Source organism: Fictibacillus sp. NRS-1165 (assembly GCF_050468105.1).
Lineage (GTDB): Bacteria > Bacillota > Bacilli > Bacillales > Fictibacillaceae > Fictibacillus_C > Fictibacillus_C terrinigri.
The window spans coordinates 34,141-55,400 of record NZ_JBDPNU010000050.1 but is presented as its reverse complement, the minus strand read 5'-3'; the positions used below and the strand labels follow the sequence as shown (position 1 = coordinate 55,400).

General features: G+C 44.5%; 17 protein-coding genes and 4 pseudogenes. 10 read left to right on the top strand and 11 right to left on the bottom strand.

Going from position 1 to position 21,260, the window contains the following annotated elements; translation table 11 throughout:
• Positions 1 to 217: 217 nt before the first annotated feature.
• The 4 genes from ABHN01_RS20340 to ABHN01_RS20325 all read right to left on the bottom strand — a co-directional run bounded on the left by ABHN01_RS20340 (position 218) and on the right by ABHN01_RS20325 (position 4,631).
• Entirely contained in the window at positions 218 to 2,122 is a 1,905-nt protein-coding gene (locus ABHN01_RS20340) for an FtsX-like permease family protein (protein ID WP_429877028.1), read from the bottom strand.
• Positions 2,097 to 2,867 carry an ABC transporter ATP-binding protein gene (locus tag ABHN01_RS20335; RefSeq protein ID WP_429877027.1) on the bottom strand — a complete coding sequence of 257 codons (771 nt, stop codon included), beginning with the start codon at positions 2,865 to 2,867 and terminating at the stop codon, positions 2,097 to 2,099. The genes ABHN01_RS20340 and ABHN01_RS20335 overlap by 26 nt, the downstream gene beginning before the upstream one ends.
• 97 nt (positions 2,868 to 2,964) lie before the next feature.
• On the bottom strand, positions 2,965 to 3,936 hold the full coding sequence (locus ABHN01_RS20330; protein ID WP_429877026.1) for a sensor histidine kinase: 972 nt from the start codon (positions 3,934 to 3,936) through the stop codon (positions 2,965 to 2,967).
• Entirely contained in the window at positions 3,933 to 4,631 is a 699-nt protein-coding gene (locus tag ABHN01_RS20325) for a response regulator transcription factor (protein WP_429877025.1), read from the bottom strand. Before ABHN01_RS20325 ends, ABHN01_RS20330 begins: the two co-directional genes overlap by 4 nt.
• A gap of 145 nt (positions 4,632 to 4,776) precedes the next feature.
• Here ABHN01_RS20325 and ABHN01_RS20320 point away from each other — a divergent pair, with 145 nt between their 5' ends.
• Together ABHN01_RS20320 and ABHN01_RS20315 are read left to right on the top strand one after the other, a co-directional pair.
• Positions 4,777 to 5,271, top strand: a complete 495-nt coding sequence (locus tag ABHN01_RS20320) for an Lrp/AsnC family transcriptional regulator (protein ID WP_429877024.1) — start codon at positions 4,777 to 4,779, stop codon at positions 5,269 to 5,271.
• Positions 5,268 to 6,440, top strand: a complete 1,173-nt coding sequence (locus tag ABHN01_RS20315; protein ID WP_429877023.1) for an aminotransferase — start codon at positions 5,268 to 5,270, stop codon at positions 6,438 to 6,440. Before ABHN01_RS20320 ends, ABHN01_RS20315 begins: the two co-directional genes overlap by 4 nt.
• A 48-nt stretch (positions 6,441 to 6,488) precedes the next feature.
• On the opposite strand, the pseudogene ABHN01_RS20310 reads toward ABHN01_RS20315, so the two are convergent.
• Both ABHN01_RS20310 and ABHN01_RS20305 read right to left on the bottom strand, forming a co-directional pair.
• Positions 6,489 to 7,366: pseudogene (locus ABHN01_RS20310) on the bottom strand (NAD(P)-dependent oxidoreductase); the annotation flags it as partial.
• A 125-nt stretch (positions 7,367 to 7,491) separates the two neighbouring features.
• Positions 7,492 to 8,481, bottom strand: coding sequence for an NAD(P)H-dependent flavin oxidoreductase (locus ABHN01_RS20305; protein ID WP_290400092.1), 990 nt, complete (start codon positions 8,479 to 8,481; stop codon positions 7,492 to 7,494).
• A gap of 201 nt (positions 8,482 to 8,682) precedes the next feature.
• On the opposite strand from ABHN01_RS20305, the gene ABHN01_RS20300 reads away from it, so the two are divergent.
• From ABHN01_RS20300 to ABHN01_RS20290, 3 genes are all read left to right on the top strand, one after another.
• The gene (locus ABHN01_RS20300; RefSeq protein WP_290400091.1) at positions 8,683 to 8,946 is read left to right on the top strand and encodes a zinc ribbon domain-containing protein; all 264 of its coding nucleotides are present in this window, start codon (positions 8,683 to 8,685) and stop codon (positions 8,944 to 8,946) included.
• A 25-nt stretch (positions 8,947 to 8,971) separates the two neighbouring features.
• Positions 8,972 to 9,868: a TIGR01777 family oxidoreductase gene (locus ABHN01_RS20295; protein WP_429877022.1), complete on the top strand. Its 897-nt coding sequence runs from the start codon at positions 8,972 to 8,974 to the stop codon at positions 9,866 to 9,868.
• Positions 9,869 to 10,032: 164 nt separating this feature from the next.
• The gene (locus ABHN01_RS20290) at positions 10,033 to 10,176 is read left to right on the top strand and encodes an ATP-binding cassette domain-containing protein (RefSeq protein ID WP_429877021.1); all 144 of its coding nucleotides are present in this window, start codon (positions 10,033 to 10,035) and stop codon (positions 10,174 to 10,176) included.
• A 204-nt stretch (positions 10,177 to 10,380) separates the two neighbouring features.
• Here ABHN01_RS20290 and ABHN01_RS20285 read toward each other — a convergent pair whose 3' ends face one another.
• Both ABHN01_RS20285 and ABHN01_RS20280 read right to left on the bottom strand, forming a co-directional pair.
• Positions 10,381 to 10,737, bottom strand: coding sequence for a hypothetical protein (locus ABHN01_RS20285; protein WP_429877020.1), 357 nt, complete (start codon positions 10,735 to 10,737; stop codon positions 10,381 to 10,383).
• Between the two features lie 136 nt (positions 10,738 to 10,873).
• Entirely contained in the window at positions 10,874 to 13,333 is a 2,460-nt protein-coding gene (locus ABHN01_RS20280) for a DUF6359 domain-containing protein (protein WP_429877019.1), read from the bottom strand.
• A gap of 313 nt (positions 13,334 to 13,646) precedes the next feature.
• Between ABHN01_RS20280 and ABHN01_RS20275 the strand changes: the two genes are divergently transcribed.
• Complete coding sequence (locus ABHN01_RS20275; protein WP_429877029.1) at positions 13,647 to 14,708, top strand: fatty acid desaturase family protein; 1,062 nt, start codon at positions 13,647 to 13,649, stop codon at positions 14,706 to 14,708.
• Positions 14,709 to 15,138: 430 nt separating this feature from the next.
• Positions 15,139 to 15,786, top strand: a complete 648-nt coding sequence (locus tag ABHN01_RS20270; RefSeq protein ID WP_290400084.1) for a C40 family peptidase — start codon at positions 15,139 to 15,141, stop codon at positions 15,784 to 15,786.
• A gap of 102 nt (positions 15,787 to 15,888) precedes the next feature.
• On the opposite strand, the gene ABHN01_RS20265 is transcribed toward ABHN01_RS20270, so the two are convergent.
• Complete coding sequence (locus ABHN01_RS20265; RefSeq protein ID WP_429877018.1) at positions 15,889 to 16,074, bottom strand: hypothetical protein; 186 nt, start codon at positions 16,072 to 16,074, stop codon at positions 15,889 to 15,891.
• A gap of 54 nt (positions 16,075 to 16,128) precedes the next feature.
• On the opposite strand from ABHN01_RS20265, the pseudogene ABHN01_RS20260 reads away from it, so the two are divergent.
• Positions 16,129 to 16,803 (top strand): annotated as a pseudogene (locus tag ABHN01_RS20260) (response regulator transcription factor).
• Positions 16,804 to 16,815: 12 nt separating this feature from the next.
• A pseudogene (locus tag ABHN01_RS20255) lies at positions 16,816 to 18,049 on the top strand (sensor histidine kinase).
• A gap of 39 nt (positions 18,050 to 18,088) precedes the next feature.
• Here the strand turns inward: ABHN01_RS20255 and ABHN01_RS20250 are convergent.
• On the bottom strand, positions 18,089 to 19,324 hold the full coding sequence (locus tag ABHN01_RS20250; RefSeq protein ID WP_429877017.1) for an aminopeptidase: 1,236 nt from the start codon (positions 19,322 to 19,324) through the stop codon (positions 18,089 to 18,091).
• Between the two features lie 132 nt (positions 19,325 to 19,456).
• Between ABHN01_RS20250 and ABHN01_RS20245 the strand changes: the two genes are divergently transcribed.
• On the top strand, positions 19,457 to 19,870 hold the full coding sequence (locus ABHN01_RS20245) for a VOC family protein (protein ID WP_290400081.1): 414 nt from the start codon (positions 19,457 to 19,459) through the stop codon (positions 19,868 to 19,870).
• On the opposite strand, the pseudogene ABHN01_RS20240 reads toward ABHN01_RS20245, so the two are convergent.
• A pseudogene (locus tag ABHN01_RS20240) lies at positions 19,867 to 21,188 on the bottom strand (FAD-binding oxidoreductase). The gene ABHN01_RS20245 and the pseudogene ABHN01_RS20240 sit on opposite strands and share 4 nt — an antisense overlap.
• Positions 21,189 to 21,260: the final 72 nt, after the last annotated feature.

Sequence of the window (21,260 nt, the reverse complement as noted above, 5' to 3'; positions counted from 1 at the left end):
TTAACGAAAAAGGACAAAAAAACAGGACAAACCCCATTTCAATATGAATTGAAATGGGGTTTGTCTACGGTCTGAACTAGATGTCTTTTTATATTTGATTTCAATAGCAACAATTTTTGTGAAAAAGAACAACGTAAAAGAGTCCGGATCGACGATTGCTTGGTAACCGAAGATACAGACTCTTAGTGCATATTGATTCATATTTAAGTACAGTGCTTTAAATTAATGATTTCCTCAAATTTCGCAAATAGCGATGTCTGATCATAAAAAAATAGATGAGTTGGGCCGTCAGGAAGCCTGCTAGCACGACAGCGACCTGACCTGCGATGGAAAGGCTGAAAAAGCTTTGCAGAGCCGAGAACGCGAAAGCGCTATGGACGAAGGCTGCGGCAATTGGGACGAAGAAAAGTAATGCAATCTGCTTTGTCACAATTCCGTTAAGCTCATTGTCAGTCAAACCTACTTTTTTAATGGTCTGATAGAGGCGGATATCATACTCTAGGTCTGCATAAAGGCGGAAGTACAGGAAACTGCCTGCGGCTACGAAGAAGACTGCGCCAATCAGCAAGGCTACAAACAGAAGTGCACTGTACAGCTTCATCATTTGGTCGGCGAGTGTTCCGCTCACCGTCATCGAGTAAGGTGATTTTTCGTAGAATCTTACAATGCCATCTTTTGCGAGGCCATTAAGCATACCTTTTGTCTCTTCCATATTGGGCGTGAAAAAGCCCGTAAATTCTTGTGTGGATGCAGGTTTGATCTGTTGGTACAGTTCGTCGCTGACAACCAAGCCCTCATTGTCAATCAGTTCCCTTGGCATGGCGACATGTTTTGTAGAGGCAGCTGCATTCACACTCAGTTTTGCTTGTTTGAAGGTATACATGTGCGGCGCAAACGTTTCTGTGGAAGACGTTTTCATCTTCAATACCTGTTTGCCGGTAAGCGATTCCTCGGTTATGTCATTGCCTGATTTTTGCCGAATTGCTTTATATGCGCTGAAAGACATGACCGGCATGCTTTTAGGAGCATATTTATCGTCGGACGATGTGACATTCAAAATTTTAAGTGTTGTTTGATAAGTCGTATACTTCAGTTTTTCTTGCTTCAATGCATTGTTAATTTTATTCAGGTTCTCCTTGTGAAGCGGCTGTTGATCTCTTGCAATATAGCTGATCTCAGCAGCATAGTCCTCGTCGAATTGCTTGGAAAGTGTTTTCATCGATGAAAGTGATCCAACCGCACAAAAGGCCACAGTAGAGACGATACAAACCATGAAGAACATTCTGGCATTATCTTTGAGCCGATAAGATAAGCTTGAAATGGTAATGATGTTTGTTTTCTTCCAGAACAGAAAGCGTTTTTTCTGAAGTGACCGCATGATAAAGACGGAAAGCTGAGTGAAGAAAAAATACGATCCAACGATTGTCATTACGATGACAGGCACCATTCTGATCATTAATGAATTCATAGTTGCCGTTGCAGCGAGATAATAGCTTGCCAGCAGAAGAACCGCAGACAATAGCGAAAGAAGAACGGATACTTTCGGTTCTTTCTTAGGCTTCTGGCCTGATTGAAACAGGCTGATCAGCGAGTTCGTCCTGACAAGAAAAGCAGTAAATACAGAAATCAGGAGAAAGAGTCCGAGAAACGCCCCGATCGTCAGTACGACCGCTTTCCATGACAGATAGAACGGCAGTGAATGAATATCAAGCAGCTGAGCAGCGACCAAAAAAAATAATTTTGCGGTCAGGATCCCGGCCGCGATTCCGATCAGGATGGCACCGGTTCCGATCATCATATTTTCCATAAAAACCATAATGTTCAACTGGGTTTTCGTCATACCATGCATCATCAGAATGCCGAATTCTTTTTTTCGAGTTTTAAGGAAGGTACTGACAGAGTACAAGACAAAGAAAAAAGCAAAGAAGTACATGACAAATTCAGCCATGACCATGAGCTGGATCGCCAGGCTCTGAGTCAGCCCTTTTTTGATTCCAGGATGGAAAATAAAAAGAGCGTAAACAAAGAAAATCATGACAGAGAAGGAGCTGCTCAGAAAATACGCGGCATACGTTCTTTTGCTGCGAAGCACATTTCTAAAGGCGAACTGTGGAAAGGTCATGGCTGTCACCTCCAAGCAATGCTAGCATATCGATGATTTTCTGGAAGAAGGCCTGTCGGTTATCGCCCCGATAGATCTCATTGTACAGGTGGCCATCCTTGATAAAGATCACCCTGTGGCAATAGCTCGCCGCCACGGCATCGTGCGTCACCATCAAAGCGGTTGCGCCTTCATTTCTATTAATCGCGGACAGGGTTTCCATCACATCCCTGGATGATTTGGAATCAAGATTTCCTGTCGGCTCATCAGCCAGTATGAGGGAAGGATCATGTATGATCGCACGGGCGATGGCGGTACGCTGCATTTGTCCTCCGGATATCTCATACGTTCTTTTTTTGACGATAGAGTCAATTCCTAGTTTCTTGGTAACGGTTTGAAGCTTTCTTTCCATCTCTCTAACCGGTTCTCCATCAAGGGTAAGCGGAAGCACAATGTTTTCTTCCACCGTTAATGTGTCCAGCAGATTAAAGTTCTGAAAGACAAAGCCAAGCTCATGACGCCTGAAGAGTGCTGTTTCTTTACGGTTTAACTGATGGGGATTGCGGTTGTTGATAATCACGTCTCCGGATGTTGGCGAATCGATTGTCGCAATGAGATTCAGCAGCGTTGTTTTTCCGCTTCCTGAAGGTCCCATAATTCCGACAAATTCTCCTTTTTCAATCGAAAAGTTTATGTTTTCCAAAGCTTTATGGGAGGCTTTGCCTTCGTAGACTTTGGTAAGGTGTTTCACATTTAAAATCGGCATCTATATCACTCCTGTTCTTTTTCTGTTTTTATTGTAGCTCGGAGCAAACAGATGCTGCCATTTGGTTAGCTTACAGAAAGCTTACAGTTTTGTAAGGTTAAAACAGGATTCTAACCGTTGTGCCAGAGCCGGGAGATGAATCGATCTCAATGCGATGTCCTAGCTTCTCGCATATCTGCCTGGCAAGATACAGGCCCATTCCTGTTGATTCTTGAAAGCTCCGTCCGTTCTCTCCCGTAAAATAAGGATCAAATACACGAGGCAGGTCGCTCTTGGGAATTCCAACTCCTCGGTCAATCACTTCGATTCCTGTCCGCCCATCCTGTCTAAATGAACGGAAGGTCACTTTTTCTCCTGGTGTTTGGGTGTAACGCACCGCATTGGTGACCAGTTGGTTGAGGACGAAAGAGAACCATTTATCATCAGTAGTCACTGTCAGGCCTTGTTCTATCATTAGCTCTGGATAGACACGATTCCGTATGAACAGCCGTTTCTGGCTCGAGGCTGCTTTTTTTACGAGCAGCGAGAGATCTAGGCGCTCAGCATAAAAGTCACGGTCAAATGTATCGAGGCGTGATGTATACAATACCATTTCCAGCCCCTTTTTTAGCCGGTCGAGTTCATCCTCAATGGATTGAGAAAATTCATCGTCACGGTCCTGGACCATAAGATGGATCACGGACAACGGTGTTTTCATCTGATGCACCCACTGGTTGATGAACTGAACGTGATGATCCAACCTGTGCTTGTAGTTGTACAAGTCTTTTTTGTAGTGGCGGATCATCTCCTTTTGAAAGTTTTCAAGGCTTTCGGGCAGCGGTGAATCCTGCTGATTGTATGGTAGATCATCAAGTGAAGCAAGGGGTATCGTCAGCCTGTGATAAAACGAACGGTGGGAAAAGTACCTGTAGGTCAGATAACCCGCCAACAGACAGGAGCTCAATAAACAGGCATACAGAGTAATTTTCCAATCGGTATGACCGTCCAACCGGTAAATGGCAATGATCACCGCGAGCTGTATAAGGTAGACAAAACACAGCAATAAGTGTTCTCTAATAAAAAGCTTCATTGGCCGCTCCAATTTGGCGTAAACCGGTAACCCTGTCCGCGGATGGTCTGGATGGCATCGGTGATGTCAAGCGCTGTCATTTTCTTGCGAACCCTCGTGATATATACATTCAACGTGTTATCATCAACAAAAGTTTGGTCGTCCCAGATTTTTTCTAAGAGACGGTCGCGGCTTACGATCCGTTCAGATTTTCTCATGAGTTCATCGAGAATTTTGGCTTCTGTATGGCTGAGTTCGATCTGTCTGGACTCATACTGGACAGACAGGCGTTCTACATCAAGGGTTAAGCCATCAATCTCAACCGTGCGGCTGTTTTGACTCGAAGCATACGTGCCATAGACTCTTCTGAGCAGACTGTTGATTTTGGCCAATAGAATCTCATAGTCAAACGGTTTCGTGATATAATCATCGGCTCCGTTCTCAAGAGCCATCACCTGATCCATCTTTCCGTCTCTGGCAGATACGAACAGGACAGGGCATGTCGAAAATGTACGGATTTGCCTGCACCAATAGAAGCCATCAAACTTTGGGAGATTGACATCCAAGAGACAGAGATGTGGACTGAACTCCTCAAAATGAAGGGCAACAGCATCAAAGTCTTTGACAGCATAGGTGTCAAATCCATATTTCCGCAAAAAGTTTTCAAGCAAAGAGACAAGACGGATGTCATCTTCAACGATAAAGATTTTAAACATAGGTACTCTCCTTAAGTGATGTATAGTTAAAAGTTTACTAGAAGAAACAAAAAATTCCAAAGCATTAAATTAAAAAATCCGGATGGCGAGTGTCTTTTGATTTGTTATAATGTTCAACATATAATAAGTAAAGCGAGTGATTGGAATGGATGCGAAAGAACGAGAACTGCTGCAGCTCATTGAAAAAAATGGCCGGCTGGAAACAGCGACGATCGCCAGGCTGATGGGCATTTCAGAAGAAGAAACCATACAAATGATTGAAAAGCTTGAACATGAAAAGGTTATACTAGGCTATTCAGCCATTATCAACTGGACAAAAGGGACAGATGAAGGCGCAGTAACGGCCATGATCGATGTCAAGGTTACACCGAAGCGAGGAGTCGGATTTGATAAAGTAGCTGAGCGCATTTATCGTTTCCCTGAAGTGAAAGCGGTCTACCTCATGTCAGGTGTCTATGACTTATCCGTATCGATTGAAGGGAAATCGATGGCTGAAGTGGGGCGTTTTGTTTCTGAGAAACTATCAACCATTGATTCTGTCATCTCGACCACCACTCATTTTATACTGAAAAAATACAAGCATGACGGTCTTGTTTTCAGTGAAGATGAGGAAGATAAACGAATTGTGGTGTCGCCATGATTACAGAACAACGTTCTAAATACCTTTCTGAAACGGTAAAATCCATTAAGCCGTCCGGCATCCGCCGTTTTTTCGACCTGGCGTCATCCATGGAGAACGTTATATCACTCGGGGTTGGCGAACCGGATTTTGTGACCCCATGGAACGTGATTGAGGCAAGCTATCATTCTCTTGAACAGGGATACACTGCATATACTGCAAATGCAGGACTCCCGGAACTAAGAAAAGAGATTTCCCGCTATATGCGAAGACGGTTTGGGGTATCCTACCGGGCAGAGGACGAAATGATTGTTACGGTCGGCGCTTCACAGGCGATCGATATAGCGCTCCGTGCGATCCTTAATCCCGGTGAGGAAGTCATAGTGGTTGAACCTAGCTTCGTTTCGTATGCGCCAACGGTCACTCTCGCCGGCGGAGTTCCGGTTCCGGTTCATACGTACAGCCAGGATGAGTTCAAGCTGCAGCCTGAACACATTGAGTCGGCGGTCACCGAACGGACAAAAGCGATTCTTTTGTGCAGCCCGAACAATCCGACAGGCACCGTTCTGTCCAAGAACGACTTAGTTAAAATTGCTGAAGTGGTTGAAAAGTATGATCTGCTCGTCATTTCCGATGAGATTTATGCCGAGTTGACGTATGATGAGCCGTATACAAGTTTTTCTTCGATAGAGAGTATGCGCGACCGTACGATCCTGATTTCCGGTTTTTCGAAAGCATTTGCGATGACAGGGTGGAGGCTTGGCTTTGCCTGCGGTCCAAAAGAGATCCTCCAGGCCATGCTGAAAATTCATCAGTACACGATGATGTGTGCGCCGACGATGGCCCAGCATGCCGCGCTGGAAGCCTTGGTGAACGGACAGAAGGACGTGATCAAAATGAAGGAAAGCTACCGTCAGCGCCGCAGTCTCGTAACTCACGCCCTGGAGGAAATGGGCCTTTCCTGCCATATCCCCGGGGGTGCTTTCTACGTCTTTCCATCCATTGAAAAAACAGGCTTAAGTTCTGAAGAATTTGCCGAACAGCTCTTAATGCAAGAGAAAGTCGCTGTCGTGCCGGGAAGTGTGTTTGGAGAGAGCGGAGAAGGCCATGTGAGATGCTCGTATGCAACCTCCATACAAAAACTGGAGGAAGCGATGCGCCGAATCGACCGGTTTCTAAAGACGTTATAAAAAGGAGCTGGACAGTGGAAGCAATATCCATGTCCAGCTTTTTTGTGACTATTTTTGAGGGGGGCGCAAAAATTCATAGATCGCGGAAAAGTCTTCTTTTCCCAGGCCGTACTGGTTTGCCAGGCTGTAAATTTCTTTTGTCAGGTTGGCGATCGGCAGGGAACTGTGGTTTTGATACGCTTCACCGGTCACCAGGTTTAGGTCCTTTTGTATGTGCTCCAATGGAAATTCCACGGTGTACTCATTCGTTAGGAGCTTCTTCTTTTTGCCGGCTAGAAAAGCACCTGTGGTGGGACCGCCGATCAGTGTTTCCAGTATGGCTTCTTTCTCGAGTCCAAGAGCCTCTCCAAAGCTAACGGCTTCTGCAAATACAGCCATCGACTGTGCGAGCATCAAGTTGACAACAAGCTTCATGGACGTCCCGCTGCCGTGCCCGCCCTGATGGTGAATGGCTTTCCCCATGGCTTCTAAATACGGACGGACCTCAACGAGAGCATCCGCGTTACCGCCTACATGAAACACGAGCTCTCCGCGTTCAGCAGGAATTAACGAGCCGGCAACCGGTGCATCCAGAAATCGGATGTCATGCATGCTCGCTTCTTCTGCCATATGCTCGAGAACGTGGGATTCACCGTGCTGCAATCTACCCAGATGGATCCTTTGGGGAGATGCTTTAAAAAGCCATCTTCACCCAGGGCCACGCTTTCCACCGCTTGAGGGTTGGTGAGCATTGTAATAAGAACATCGGAATGCTTGGCCGTTTCTTTCGGTGTTTCTCCCCATTGAGCGCCCATGGCCAGTACATCCTCAGCTTTTTGCTTCGTCCGATTATACACAGTAAGCTCATGGCTTTTCGCCAGCAGGTTGCCTGCCATACGGCTGCCCATGATGCCCAATCCGATAAATCCAATCATATGATCCCTCCTTGTTTCCTCAATTCTAAACGCCATCTCGGGCAATCTCCACTCCGACGCTTTGAATCGTTTCGTCCTTTATAAAAAAAGCCTCCCTTTGTACTGGAAGGCTTTCTTTGTCTATCTATTCGACAAGCTTATTGGCTAGAAACAATATTTTCTGTTTTCTTCACTAAAAATTGCAGAGTCTGATCATACTCGCGCTTAAGGCTATCGATGATCTGCTGAACAGGGGCCACTTCCTTAACCCTGTTGACTCCTTGTCCGGCCGACCAAATATCTTTCCATGCCCTGGCATCAGAGGAATCCAGGTGGGACACATCTACGGCTTCTTTTTTCTTCAGCCGGTCAGGATCGAGTCCGGCATTACGGATACTCGAAACGAGATAGTTGGCGTTTACACCGCTGAACGCATCCGTATAAATAAGATCCTCGAAGGAGGCTTCGATCAGCATTTCTTTATATTCATTGCTGGCAAAGCTTTCAGAGGCGGCAATAAAGCGGGTACCCATGTATGCGAGATCGGCTCCGAGTGCCTCGGCTGCCAGAATATCCTGCCCGTTATTAATACATCCGGCAAGGATGGTGATTCCATCCCAAAACTCTTTTACCGCACCGATAAAGGCGATGGGATTGATGGTACCCGCATGTCCGCCGGCCCCGTTGCAGACCAGAATCAGCCCGTCAACACCGGTTTTGGCAGCTTTTTTCGCATGAACCAGATGGATGACATCCGAGAATACCAGACCTCCGTATTCGTGAACGATCTCAACCACTTCACCCGGATGACCGAGAGAGGTGATGACAACAGGAGGCTTATGTTTCCGGATAAGCTGTAAATCTTGCTTATACCTCTTATTTGTTTTATGTACGATGATGTTTACAGCCCATGGAGCAATCTTGCGTTCTGGATCCTGGGCTTTTGCTTGCTTTAATTCTTCCGTGATGCGGAGCATCCATTCATCCAGTATCTCATTCGTTCGCGCATTGAGCAGCGGAAAAGAACCGATGATGCCTGATTTGCACCCTTCAATAACGAGTTCCGGGCTTGAAACGAGAAACATGGGGGCAGAAATGACTGGCAGTTCAAGCTGATTGACGAAATGTTCCGGTAATTTCGCGGACATTGATATTCCCCTCTCTTTCATTAGCTGAAATAAATGAATGAACTCTCATTCATTTTCACAAAGCAAAACTGGCGATTTCTTATATATTTAAAGTACTTTACCCCTCGTGTTCGGTCAAGAGTAAACGGTTACAAAATTTCCAGAAATCCATTCTATGATAGAATGGGAATAAATACTAACCGAAAAAGGAATGGCCATAAAATGAGAACATTTAAACATTGCCAAAGCTGTGGAATGCCTTTCACAAGAGATGAAAAAGGAGGAGGGACAGAACGAAACGGTGAAAAAAGCAGAATGTATTGCAGTCATTGTTACGAGAATGGAAGTTTTGTAAACCCTGATCTTACTGCCGAAGAGATGAAACAGAGGGTACAGGGGAAGATTGTGGAGTTTGGTGCCCCTCGTTTTATGGCAAAGTTCTTTACAAGAAAGCTTCATCAATTGGAAAGATGGAAATCAAACTGAATCCATTCCGGAAGGGGATGATAGGATGTCCTTGGCAGGAGGCTCAGGGTTTCTGGGTGAATCTTTAGCTCGGTTTTTACTGAAAAAGAGCTATAAGGTAATTATTTTATCTAGAAAACCAACCCGGTCTGAAAATGGGCTTCGTTATGTTCAATGGGACGGCCAGCAGATTGGGGAATGGTCTGCAGAAGTGGATGGATCCTACGCGGTGATCAATTTCACCGGGAAAAGTATGAATTGCATTTATACAAAGAAAAACAGGCAAGAAATCGTTTCGTCTCGTTTGGATTCGGTAAAGGTGCTTCGGGAAGCGGTTAAGCAGTGCGGCTCTCCTCCCCAAGTTCTTATTCAAGCAGGATCACTTGCCATCTTTGGCGACACAGCACTCTTAGGTGATGAAGACTCGCCGCATGGAACAGGATTCTCAGTTGGAGTCTGTAAGCAGTGGGAAGCTGAATTCTTTAAAGAACCGATGTATGGAACAAGGCAGGTACTGCTGAGGATTGGATTTGCCTTAGGAAAAAACGGGGGGGCACTCGAACCGCTTCAGAAGCTTGTGTCTTTAAACCTGGGCGGTACCGTGGGTTCGGGAAAGCAATATATCAGCTGGCTGCATGTGGATGATTTGAACGCCATGTTTTTAGAAGCGATGGAATCGGATCGTTATTCAGGAATCTATAATGCAACCGGCCCCCATCCGGTCACGAACAAGGCGTTCATGAAAACGTTGAGGAAAGCCATGGGAAAAGGCTGGGCTCCTCCAGCACCGTCACCTTTTGTCTGGTTGGGCGCTTATACGGTTATGCGAACCGAACCAAGCCTTGCATTAACCGGCCGGAATTGCGTGCCGAGAAGGCTGCAGGAAAATGGTTTTCAATTTACATATACCGATCTGGAAGAAGCGCTGCGGGACCTCGTATAAAAAACCCGCTAAAAATCTTCGGCGGGTATAAGACGCTCTTCGAAGATTTATTATTTAAAATTAAAACAATATGACATTTGTCACCTTTAACTCATGACATATACGACTGATCATTCGCAGGCAATCCTCGTAAAATAATGCCATACAAGTGGAGGTGGCCTTACATGAGTGAAGTCGTTTCATTGAGCCGTGACACAAAATCATTTAAAAACCAAATAGCAGTTGTTGTATCATTCACGATTCATAAAGGAGAAATCGTTGCCATCCTTGGTCCGAACGGCGCAGGGAAACGACAACCATTCTCATGATGCTTGGATTGATGGAAACGGAAAGCGGTGTAGTGCTTTTTAATAGGGACCCGAGGGAAAAAAACGGAAAGAGAGAAGTTAGGAGCGATACTTCAAGCTTCAAGCTTCAAGTGAAAATCGGATTGAGGCAACGCTGAAGATAAAGGCTGGATATAAAAAAGCGACCCGAATTAAAACTTGGGTTGCTTTTTTTGATGGAATGGATTAAATCGGGGAAAGTAATCCTTCAATCTTCGCTTTTGCTTCTTCAGGTGCTACTAATTCCAGTACGATTTTCTTGAACTCAAAGCCTTCTAGATCTAAGATCAGAACATTTTTGTGGTTTGAATAGGAAAGAAACACCCATTCATTGTCATATAGGAAACGGCCGTGCTTTACGTTTTTGCCGATACCGGACGTCCCCACACGAAAGGCTAGCGGATTGATCTTAAATTCATCTATTTTTACACTTTGGATGGCTGAGAGGGGAACCTTAATTTCTTTTTTCAACGATGCCGCAGCCGTCATGCCTGTAAAATGGATAATGAGTTTATCATTCAAATACTCAATATATTTGCTCATAGTTTGAAAAACCTCCTTTTATAAGTTTGACGTTTAAAGTAGAAATATCGTTCGAAAAAAAATATTTTTTAAGTATAAAAAACAGATGCTCGTAATGTATACGGCACCTGTTTTTATCGTTTAGCTTGCTTTCTTGTCAATCCCAGCCACAAGCCTCTTTTAACTTCACTTGGACAACCACAGGATCATGATCACTCGCACGGCCATGCTGTTCCATGAACTGTGAGTTGATGTGGACGATGTCTACATTCGTGTCCTTTTTCAGGTTGTTGGTCACGAGGATGTGGTCAAGCACTTGGGCATTGCCTTGGTATGAATAAGTGTAGCGTTCCTTGTATGGAACTTCCTGAATCATATCGGAAAGTTCTTTTCCTTTTAGTTTTTCCAGAGCAGGTGTAAATTCAAAGTCATTAAAATCGCCAAGCAGTACGACATTCGCTTTCGGATCATCGGCTTTAATGCTTTTTACGAAGTTGTTGACGATGCCTGAAATCTGCAAACGCTGGAGCTCACTGTTCAATACAGGAGGCTGATTTTTGCCGAACAGCGGTTGGTCTCCGCCTTTTGAATTAAAATGATTGGCGATCACGGTTACTTTTTCTCCATTAAACATAAATTGTGCAGCCAGTGGCTTACGGCTGTTCTCAAAAGCAGGGTTGGCCGGATCGATACGCCCTGGGTTGAGTGACAGCTTGCCATTCTTGTATTGAACAGCCTCAGTCGGTGTCCCTTTCGTTCCTGGGGCAAGGGATACACGCTCAGGATTATAAATAAAGGCAACCCGGATATTTCCGCCGGGAATTCCTCCGTCCTTGTCATCGATTGGAGCAATGTCGGTGTATTGATAAGCAGGACCGCCTTTTGCTTTAATTTCATCGATGAGACGCTCTGCGCTTTCCTTTGCATCGGTTCTGCCGTCATCTACTGGCCCGTCTCCATCTTGCATTTCGATTAAACCTACAATGTCTGGGGCATTCAGATTATGAACGATGGAGCCGGCGACCCGTCCTGCTTTTTCATCGCTCGTCCCGTCTTTTCCACCTTCATTGGCAGAGAAGTTCTCTACGTTAAAGCTCGCGATCGTTAATTTCTTATGCTTTCCATGCAATTTTGTGGTTTCAGGCTTTGTTTTACCTTCCACAAGGGCAGGGAGCTGGTCTTTGTCCGTCAGTACTTTAAAGTTGCTGAAGCTGTAGCTCATGACTCCGGTAATATTGCCTTTGAAGTAATCGCCGGACTTAGCAACAAAGCTGGTGTCGTTAATGTCCACGAAGATTCGTTCAGGGTTGTAGTCTGTTTCTGAGATATTAATCGCTCCTGATGTATTAAACGGTGTATTTCCTTTGTTTTTGGTCACGACTGCGAGTTCCCCGTAGTTTTGTGGTGCAACGATTTTCGGTGTTTCCACTTCGACTCGCATGCCTTCCACACTCTCATAGAAATCGATTCCGTCTTCTTTAGGGTCAAAACGTCCAAAATTGTCATTATCAATGATGTGTGTCGGAATATGCCTCCCGTGATCTCCAAGGACCACAGGATCTGGAAGGGCATGACCACTATGCATGATAGAAACAGAGCCCCCGTTTTCAGCGTTTATTTCCGTCACGGCAAGGTCGGTTTTCAATTTCTCCGCATATCCGTCAAGCACCCACTCTTTTACCTGGCCCGTCGTTTTTACTAGATCCCCGCTTTTTAAGCCATGGTTCTTTTTATAAACCAGGATGCCTTCAGAAGTTTTCTCATCAAGGTCGGGGACAGTGTCCTGCATATAGAAGTTGTTGGCATCAACTACGTGAGTAACAACACCCTCTACATCTGCAGCCGATTGATTCGCAAATGGCGACTGGTGGGAAGCCCCTTGAATGTCGTGGATTCGAAGTCCAGTTAATGCAACCGTATATTTAAAAGTAGAGACCTCGCTATTTTTAAGCCCTTCTTTGATCGCGATCGCTTTTACCGTTGTATCCTTATTTATGGTAAGTGGTTCACTGTATCGGCTGCTGCTGGAAGTCGGATTGCTTCCGTCCAGTGTGTAATAAATCGCAGCATTTTCGGTAGCTGTGGATAATGCTGCTTTTGTTCCGCTTTTCACTAAACCTGAATCAGGTGAAGCAGTAACTGGCTCAGCTTGAGGTTCTGATGGCGTATCTCCTTGAAAAGAGAAGCTTTTGGCGTTCTTATGGCCCGGAACAGAGAAGTAGGCCATTAAATCACCCGTAATCTGCACTTTTTTGCCCAGGTTTTCCGGGTGGACTTTAAGATTTAATCCATCTCTCACCGCACCGGCCGGCAGCTGTACAGGGAGGATTTTTGCTTTGTCGGTTTCAGAAGGAGAATCCGCGATTGCAAGATTTGTGTCTTGCGAGAAAGGAGAAGAATGCTGATAAGAAATCGATGCTCCGCTTCCTCCTTTTACCGTACCGACAATGTATCCTTCAACGGTTTTATGGGATCCGGTATTATGGGAAATGGCATCGGCTACTGTGACCACATCGGCAGCAATGGCTTTACTGGAAACTATTGGAGAAAGCATGCTGGCGATGAAGAGCAGTACCATGGAAAGGCTAAACACCTTATTCAAGCTTTTTGTCTTCATGAACGTTCACCCTTTGCTTCATATTTTAAAAGCACTTTACACCCCATTGAAAAAGAGGGCGATTATTGTAAATATATCATGTAAAAAAGGTTACAAATGGCTTATAAGGAAAAATGAGGAATTATACCTTGGTTTAGAATTTGTATTAGTAATATTTACCTAATAAGTATAGACTTGGCCATAACCCTGTAGGGCGATGGGAAGAGATGGATATATTACGGAAAATTCAGTATTTGTACTAAAGAACATCTTGTATAACCCGGCTGTCTCCTTTATGCTAATAGGAACTTGAAGTTAAGAAAGGGGAATTCCCATTAAAGACCTTCATTCTTTTGGATGGTACGCTTCGCGTATTACTCCGCATCTTTCAAAAGATTTTTTTAAACCTGTACCTGCCCGCCTTTGGGGAGGATTTGCCTATCTGCTCGTGGTAGTGGCTGGATTGTTAGCCATTGGGCTTTTTGATCTGCACATCATTATCAATATCGTAATAGCAGGAGTGCTCGGTGCGAGTTTTGCAGCCATGGGTTTTCTTGGCCATGAAATTCTCCATGGTACAGTGGTGAAAACGGCATGGCTTCGAAATTTTTTGGGGGCTGTAGCCTTTTGGCCGCTGAGTACAGGGCCAAGATTGTGGAGAAAATGGCATAATATGAACCATCATGTCCATACACAGCATGATGAAAAGGATCCAGATGCCTGGCCTAATCATGAAAAATGGATACAAAATTCGCTTCTTCGTACGATCTATCGTTTACCGTTTGGAGTTCGAGCGTTTTTTAGCTTTCTGTCGTTAAGTGTCCAATTTTCAATGCATGGTTTAAAGATGTTCATCGAGTACATAAAGGACTTTAACCCCAAAAACCGTCCGGCTGTTTTGCTGCAGACGGTTTTGCCATGGGCGACATGGATAGGGATTATGTTTTGGATGGGGCCGGTTAAGTGGTTGTTTGCCTTCGTATTTCCGCTATTGATCGCCAATTTTATTGTGATGAGCTATATTTCTACCAACCACAGGCTTAACCCGCTGACCCCTGTGAATGATCCGCTCGCTAACAGTTTGACTGTTACGGTTCCTAAATGGGTGGATGTGCTGCATTTCAATTTTTCGTATCATACTGAGCATCATTTATTTCCTAGTATGAGCCCGAAATATTATCCAATTATTAAGCAGCATATTAAAAAGATGTGGCCTGAGCGTTATCACGAAATGAAAATGAGCAATGCGATGAAAGCTCTTTGGAATACACCTAGAATCTATTATAAAGATAATGAATTGATTGATCCTCATAAGAAGAATACATTCGGCACACTGGGCAACGGCCTGGATGGGGCAAAACAATCTAATCCTGAAGTGATGAAAAAAACGGTATGAATCCAAAAAAAGACCTTGGCTGCTGCGGCAGCCAAGGTCTTTTGTGATAACCATTTTGAGGTGCTGATTTCTCTCCGTTTTCTCTTTGTACAACTTTTGGTATGGAGGTAGGATAGTGTCATCAGGAGGCTGAAAACCAATGGTTCTTTTCGTTCGCCGCTATATAATAAATGACATTACCAATAAAGGAACGGCCATTTGTTGAATGTGCATGCAAACACTCCTCATCTGACATTCTTTAAGTCTCATTAACTTGAAGTATATCACTCTATTTTTAAAGTCAACTACCCACTTTTTTTGTATATGTTTTTGAAATAATAAAATAGGGTGTAGTTGTTAGTTGAAAATGAATTGTTATCTCGTTGTAATCCTCATGTCATAATGTGTTGTTAGAATTGGCTAGGAATTCATTAAACAGGAGGATGTTATTTTGAAAAAATTAGTTTCGGGAATTATTGTAGCAGGTGTACTTGCCGTGAATCCAGTAGCAGGCCATGCAGCACTTGGAGACAACACGCTTAAACCAGAAACCCATGATTCAGACGTTCAGGACCTCCAGGCTTTGTTGAAAAAGAAAGGTTATTTTACATATCATGAAACTACGAACTACTATGGACCATACACAGAGTCAGCAGTAAAGAAGCTGCAGAAAGATAAGGGAATCCAAGTTGATGGAGTCGCAGGAAATTCTGTGTATAAAGCTCTTGGTGTATTCAGCAAGCAGGCGATTGTGGATGAAGCAGAAAAATACCGCGGAACACCCTATGAGTGGGGCGGAGAAACGCCCGATGGATTTGATTGCAGCGGGTATTTAAACTACATCTTCGATAAAGCAGCAAATATAGATCTTCCACGTACCGTGAAAGAAATTCATACAGAAGGAACCTCGGTAGATTCTCCTCATGTTGGAGATATTGTCTTCTTTGATATCGAAGGGGACGGAAATCTTTCTCATGCCGGAGTTTATGTAGGGGATGGAAAATTCATGCATGCTTCATTTTCAAAGGGAGTAACAACGGCAGAATTGGACAGCTCTTACTGGGCTCCTAAATACGAAGGCGCAAAGCGGTATAGATAATATTTTGTGATCGGTGCCAGGCACCGCAATTACACAAGTGTGTAATCGTGGTGCCTGGCACCATTTTTTATCTCTGCTTAAGAAAAAGTTAAGGAAATCCTTTTATACTGGATGTATGAAAGGATAGGAATGATGTTTTCCGCCTGAATATCGCTGCTCCTGGAGCTGAACATCAGTGAAATCCTGTTGGCAGATTTGTGCAGTAGATGCCACATCCTTTAAAATAGCAGGTGTGCCGGCTTCCAATGGCGGATCCATGGATTGAAGCGGTAATGATGTTATTGTCATGCCGTGATGCATGGCCTCTGGTATAAATAAGTTTATGTGAAATGAGGGAAAGGCGTGCTCCGTATTTTAGTCGTTGAAGATAACTTGGCATTGCTTGATTCTATTGTTGAAATTCTGTCTGATGAATTTAAGGTGGACCGTGCGGCGAACGGGGAAGATGGACTTTATGAAGCCATGCAGAACATCTATGATGCCATAGTGCTTGATGTCATGCTTCCTGAAATTAATGGTTTTCAAATGATTCAGCGGATGCGGAAAGAGAATATTAATACCCCAGTCCTGTTTTTAACAGCAAGGGATTCGTTAGAAGACCGGGTGAAGGGCTTGGACTTTGGCGGAGATGATTATCTGGTGAAACCTTTTGAGTCTTCAGAACTGAAAGCAAGGCTTCGTGCCATTTTGCGGAGAAGCGGGAGCTTGACGTTAAAACAGACTCTTCGTTACAGGGGAATTGAACTGCTGGGGCCGGAGCATGACATCCTGGTTGATGGGCATGCGATTAAACTGACGATCAAGCAGTAAGAGCTGTTGGAATATATGATCCAGAACAGCGGAACAATCTTAACCAAAGAACAGATCTATGACCGGGTGTGGGGGGGTGATTCAGAAACCACCATTGCGATCGTGGAAGTGTTCATGCACCACCTTCGCAAAAAACTTGAACCATACCCGTATCAGAAAGATATTAGGACCATTCGCGGTGTAGGCTACATGCTCAAGGGGCAGTAAGGGGATATCAAAATGTTTCAACGCACACATAACAGACTGACTCTTTTGAACTCCATGTGTTTATCATTTTATTAAGCTTGCTTGGGACACTCGTATACTCCTATACAAGGATCAGTCTGTACAATGCTGCTGACCAATCCATCGATGAGGAATTGGAACATCTGCCCGGAAAAGATCACCATGAGCACCGGCCAGAGCCGAAAGACAGGGATTTTATGGCGAGGGATTCAAGGGTAACCATTTTGATTTGGGATCAGAATCACGAGCTTCTCGACGTTCCCCGTCCGCCATTCTTTGTTATGGATAACGTAGATCAGTATCGTCAGAAGAAGTTGAACAAGCTGGAATTCATCTATACGGACGAGGCGACATACCGGACCAAGTCGATTAAAGAAGAGCTTCCTCTCGTCGGAACGGTCACGGTTCAAGCGATTCGAAACGTGAAGAAGGAGGAAGAGCTGCTTCATAAACTGCTTCTTGTCATTATTGCAGGCTGTTTGTTCGGGGGAATATGTGCCATAGGGGGCGGCTACTTTCTTGCAGGCCGTGCGCTGATTCCTATAAAAAAGGCATGGGACATGCAGCAGAAGTTTGTATCGGATGCCTCACATGAACTGAGAACTCCGCTGTCCGTTATTCAGGCGAAGACCGATCTCTTATTCCGGTCTCCATCTGCTACCATTGAGGAAAAAAGCTTGGACATCTCAGCCATTTCAAAAGAGAGCAGGCGGCTGACAAAACTGGTCAGCCAGCTTTTATTGCTCGCCCGGTCAGATTCCAATCAAGTCGAATTAAAGAAGCAGACGTTTCAGCTAGATCAATTACTGAGGGAGATTGCAGATCATTACGGTGAAATTGCCTCTTACCAACGAAAAAATATCTCGCTTAACTCATCCGATCCGATCACCTTTTTGGCAGACAGAGAGCAATTCATCAGCTGATCGTTATACTGCTGGATAATGCCATGAAACATACGGGGCAAGGAAATCAAATCCTGTTAGCAGCAAAAGATGCGGCCGTTTCAATCGAACTGATGGTGAGGGATAACGGACCTGGAATCGCAGAAAGTGAAAGAGAGCGAATCTTTGACCGATTCTATCAGAGTGATAAAGCAAGATCTGATGAAGAAGGGCTTGGACTTGGTCTATCTATAGCCCAATGGATCATTGAAAAGCATAACGGCAAGGTCAGGGTTGAGAGTGAACTGGGAAAAGGGACGGCGTTCATCGTTACGTTTCCAAAATAAAAACGAAGGGCAGCTGCCCTTCGTTGTTGTATTTGTCTATTATATCGCCCAATTCCCTTTGGTGAACAAAGGGATACGTTTTCCATCCTGGTATTCAGCTTCAATTTCAAGATCAGCAGAACCAATCATAAAGTCGGTGTGCCCATGGCTGTGATTGACTCCTTTGGCTTCAAGCTCTTCTTTGCTTAACTGATCTGCTCCAGGGATATTCATAGTGATCGTGTTGCCCAATGCGAGGTGGCAGGATGCATTTTCATCAAATAAGGTGTTGTTGAACACAATTCCTGAGTTAGAAATAGGGGAGTCAAACGGAACAAGAGCAACTTCACCAAGATACTTCATTCCTTCATCGATGTTGAGGAGTTGTTTGAGCGTATCCTCGCCTTTTTCTGCCTTAACATCCACCACTTTTCCTTTTTCAAAGGTTAAGCTGAAGTTCTCGATGATGTTCCCCATGGCAGATAACGGCTTCTTGCTTGCTACGGTTCCGTTAACTCCTTCTTTAAGCGGAGCGGTAAATACTTCTTCTGTGGGCATATTTGGTATGTAAAACGTGTTGAAGGTTGAATGATGCCCCCCGCCGATCCATACATGTTCAGGATGGAGATCAATGCTGAGATCAGTGCCTTCTGATTTATAGTACAGTGTTTTAAATTTCTGCTCATTCAAATAATTAACCTTACTCAGCAGCGTTTCCCCATGCTCTCTCCATGCTGTCACTGGGTCTGGCTGATCAACACGAACCGTTTGGAAAATCGCTTCCCAAAGGGCTGCAATGGCATCGTTTTCATCTTTATCCGGAAAAACACTCTTTGCCCAGCCAGCAGTAGGAGCTCCAGCGATCAGCCACGGAACATCACCTGCAAGTCTTGCATTTGTGAATTTTTCAAGCCGTTCACCTGCGTTCTTTTGCACAAGCAATAATCGCTCGGACGGAACTCCCTGAAAGGCATTTGGATCATTGCCGGTAACCATCAGCATGCAATCATTGTTCTCGAGCAAGCTGTCATACATGCCGAGCTGCCATTGAGGAATATTATCCTTTAAAACCTCTTCGGAAGCCCCGTTTAAGTGTATTCGGCTCGTTTCTGTGTCTGTCCATTCGACAAAGACACGCTTGCATCCGTTCTTATACGCATGTTCCGTTACTTTGCGGGTGAATGGAGCGGCTTCTATATTAGAATTAATAAGCAACCGCTGCCCTTCTTGAAGATTCAGACCCACTTTAACAACCAGTTCCGCGTATTGATCCAACTTTTCTTCAAACGTTTTCATCGTATCCCTCCTATACTTTGATTTTACTACAGGTGAGGAATAACGTGGTATTATGAACCATCCAGTTTATAATATTTTGTATCGAGGCGTCTTTCTTAGGTATACTAGTTCACTAGGAAGGAGTGTCCAAACATGAAATTGGATCATACCGGAATTGCGGTGCGAAGAATAAATGAAGCGATCGATTTATACACATCTATTCTTGGTGGAAAGCTGGTCCGACAGTATACAAGCGAGAAACCAGGAGTAGAAACACATATCGCCGTTATTGAAATGGACAATCAAATCATAGAGCTTTTAGAACCCACGGGTAAAACTTCCCCGATAGAACGGTTCATCCGCCAAAAAGGAAAAGGTGTCCACCATCTTGCTTATGAGGTGGACAACCTTGAAGAAACGATAAGAGAATATGAGGATCGTGGAATCACTTTTTTAAAAGACACCTATCGGATCAATCCTTATGGAAGGAGGCTGATTTACATTAATCCGGTGCACACGCAGGGTACAATCATCGAGTTATGTGATTATATAAAAAGCAATGATTAATGCGTTTTGAAAGGCCGGATACTCTGGGAAAAACAAAAAACATTAAAGGGATCATAATGGGTTTTTACTTCTCTTAAGCGTTCGTAGTTCTTGCCATAGTAGGCATGCTCCCAATTTTTAATGTTTCGGTCCGGCCAGTTCACGTAATCTCCCTTTGTATAAGGAGAAAGAGCTTTTCGAACATGCTTCACCCAGCAGCGGTTTTCTTGCTCTTCATCACGGCGATCCCAGGAGGTGTTATATTCTTGGGCGATAATGGCGTGCCGATGGTAATAGGCAGTTTCATCTGGTTCATAGTTGTCCACAGCTCCGCCAAGCGCCTGCTGCCAAATCGTTGTGTTATTGTTCGGTGCCTTCTCCAAATAGTGTTTCATCGTTTTTATGGCTTCAGTCGGCAGGGGCTTGTACACAAAAGAGCCGGAACGTTTAAAGGGAAGGGGACGGTTTCCTTGAGAGGAATTAAAAAAGCTCACAGCTTCAATAAATGGAACACGCTCAAGCTGCTTATCTGTCGGGGATCCTGTTTGGAGAAGGGGTTCGATGAACTTTACCAATTCTTTAGGTGTACCAATGAATTGGACGGATGCTGTAATGATGCCTTTTTGTTTTGCCGAGAGTTCAATCTGTGAGGTAAGCCGCTTATCTGTAAAAGGGGCCCAGTGCTGCCATGTATCATATGCTTCTTTGAAATCGTCCCACCCCCATGTTACGGGTGCACTCTGAAAGTGAAAGCGGTAACGATGCCAAAATTTCCCTCGCCTCCTCCGCGGCATGCCCAGAACAGTTCACTGTTTTCAACCCTGTTGGCATAGATGATTTTTGCGCCGCACTTGCACGAAGGAACGACAATCTCTACTTCTTCTAAGCTGTCACAGGTTAAGCCAAATTGTCGAGTAAGCATGCCTATTCCTCCTCCGAGAGCAAGTCCGCTTAATCCTACATTGTATACGGTGCCTGCTGGAAGGGTCACCCGATCTTCCCAAAGCTGCCCATACACCAAGCCAAGTTCAGCACCGGCTTGAATCATAGCTGTTTGCTTGTCTTGGCGGTAGTGAATCCCTTTCATCTCACTCACATCAATAATGAGCCCCCTATTGACCAGGGAAAAGTTTTCGTAGCTGTGCCTGCCGCTTCTTACCCGAAAGGGGACTTGTTTTTCTCTGGCCCATCGCAGAGCATTCTTTATATCTTCCCGGTTCTGGCAAAAGACAATGATGCAAGGATACTTCTGGATGCTCAAATTTAAATTTTCTCTCGCACTGTCATAGGCCGTGTTATTTGGGGTAACAATCCGACCTGTAAGTTTAGCTTTTTTCAAAGACTTTCTCCTGTTCAAAGAATAATAGTGCAGAGTAGCTTGTCATAGTTTATGTGAACAGGAGTCAAAAGG

Bases quoted from the DNA above. Each gene is read 5' to 3' on its own strand.
- ABHN01_RS20340 (WP_429877028.1), bottom strand. From the start codon at position 2,122: ATGACCTTTCCACAGTTCGCCTTTAGAAATGTGCTTCGCAGCAAAAGA.
- ABHN01_RS20335 (WP_429877027.1), bottom strand. From the start codon at position 2,867: ATGCCGATTTTAAATGTGAAACACCTTACCAAAGTCTACGAAGGCAAA.
- ABHN01_RS20330 (WP_429877026.1), bottom strand. From the start codon at position 3,936: ATGAAGCTTTTTATTAGAGAACACTTATTGCTGTGTTTTGTCTACCTT.
- ABHN01_RS20325 (WP_429877025.1), bottom strand. From the start codon at position 4,631: ATGTTTAAAATCTTTATCGTTGAAGATGACATCCGTCTTGTCTCTTTG.
- ABHN01_RS20320 (WP_429877024.1), top strand. From the start codon at position 4,777: ATGGATGCGAAAGAACGAGAACTGCTGCAGCTCATTGAAAAAAATGGC.
- ABHN01_RS20315 (WP_429877023.1), top strand. From the start codon at position 5,268: ATGATTACAGAACAACGTTCTAAATACCTTTCTGAAACGGTAAAATCC.
- ABHN01_RS20305 (WP_290400092.1), bottom strand. From the start codon at position 8,481: ATGTCCGCGAAATTACCGGAACATTTCGTCAATCAGCTTGAACTGCCA.
- ABHN01_RS20300 (WP_290400091.1), top strand. From the start codon at position 8,683: ATGAGAACATTTAAACATTGCCAAAGCTGTGGAATGCCTTTCACAAGA.
- ABHN01_RS20295 (WP_429877022.1), top strand. From the start codon at position 8,972: ATGTCCTTGGCAGGAGGCTCAGGGTTTCTGGGTGAATCTTTAGCTCGG.
- ABHN01_RS20290 (WP_429877021.1), top strand. From the start codon at position 10,033: ATGAGTGAAGTCGTTTCATTGAGCCGTGACACAAAATCATTTAAAAAC.
- ABHN01_RS20285 (WP_429877020.1), bottom strand. From the start codon at position 10,737: ATGAGCAAATATATTGAGTATTTGAATGATAAACTCATTATCCATTTT.
- ABHN01_RS20280 (WP_429877019.1), bottom strand. From the start codon at position 13,333: ATGAAGACAAAAAGCTTGAATAAGGTGTTTAGCCTTTCCATGGTACTG.
- ABHN01_RS20265 (WP_429877018.1), bottom strand. From the start codon at position 16,074: ATGACAATAACATCATTACCGCTTCAATCCATGGATCCGCCATTGGAA.
- ABHN01_RS20250 (WP_429877017.1), bottom strand. From the start codon at position 19,324: ATGAAAACGTTTGAAGAAAAGTTGGATCAATACGCGGAACTGGTTGTT.
- ABHN01_RS20245 (WP_290400081.1), top strand. From the start codon at position 19,457: ATGAAATTGGATCATACCGGAATTGCGGTGCGAAGAATAAATGAAGCG.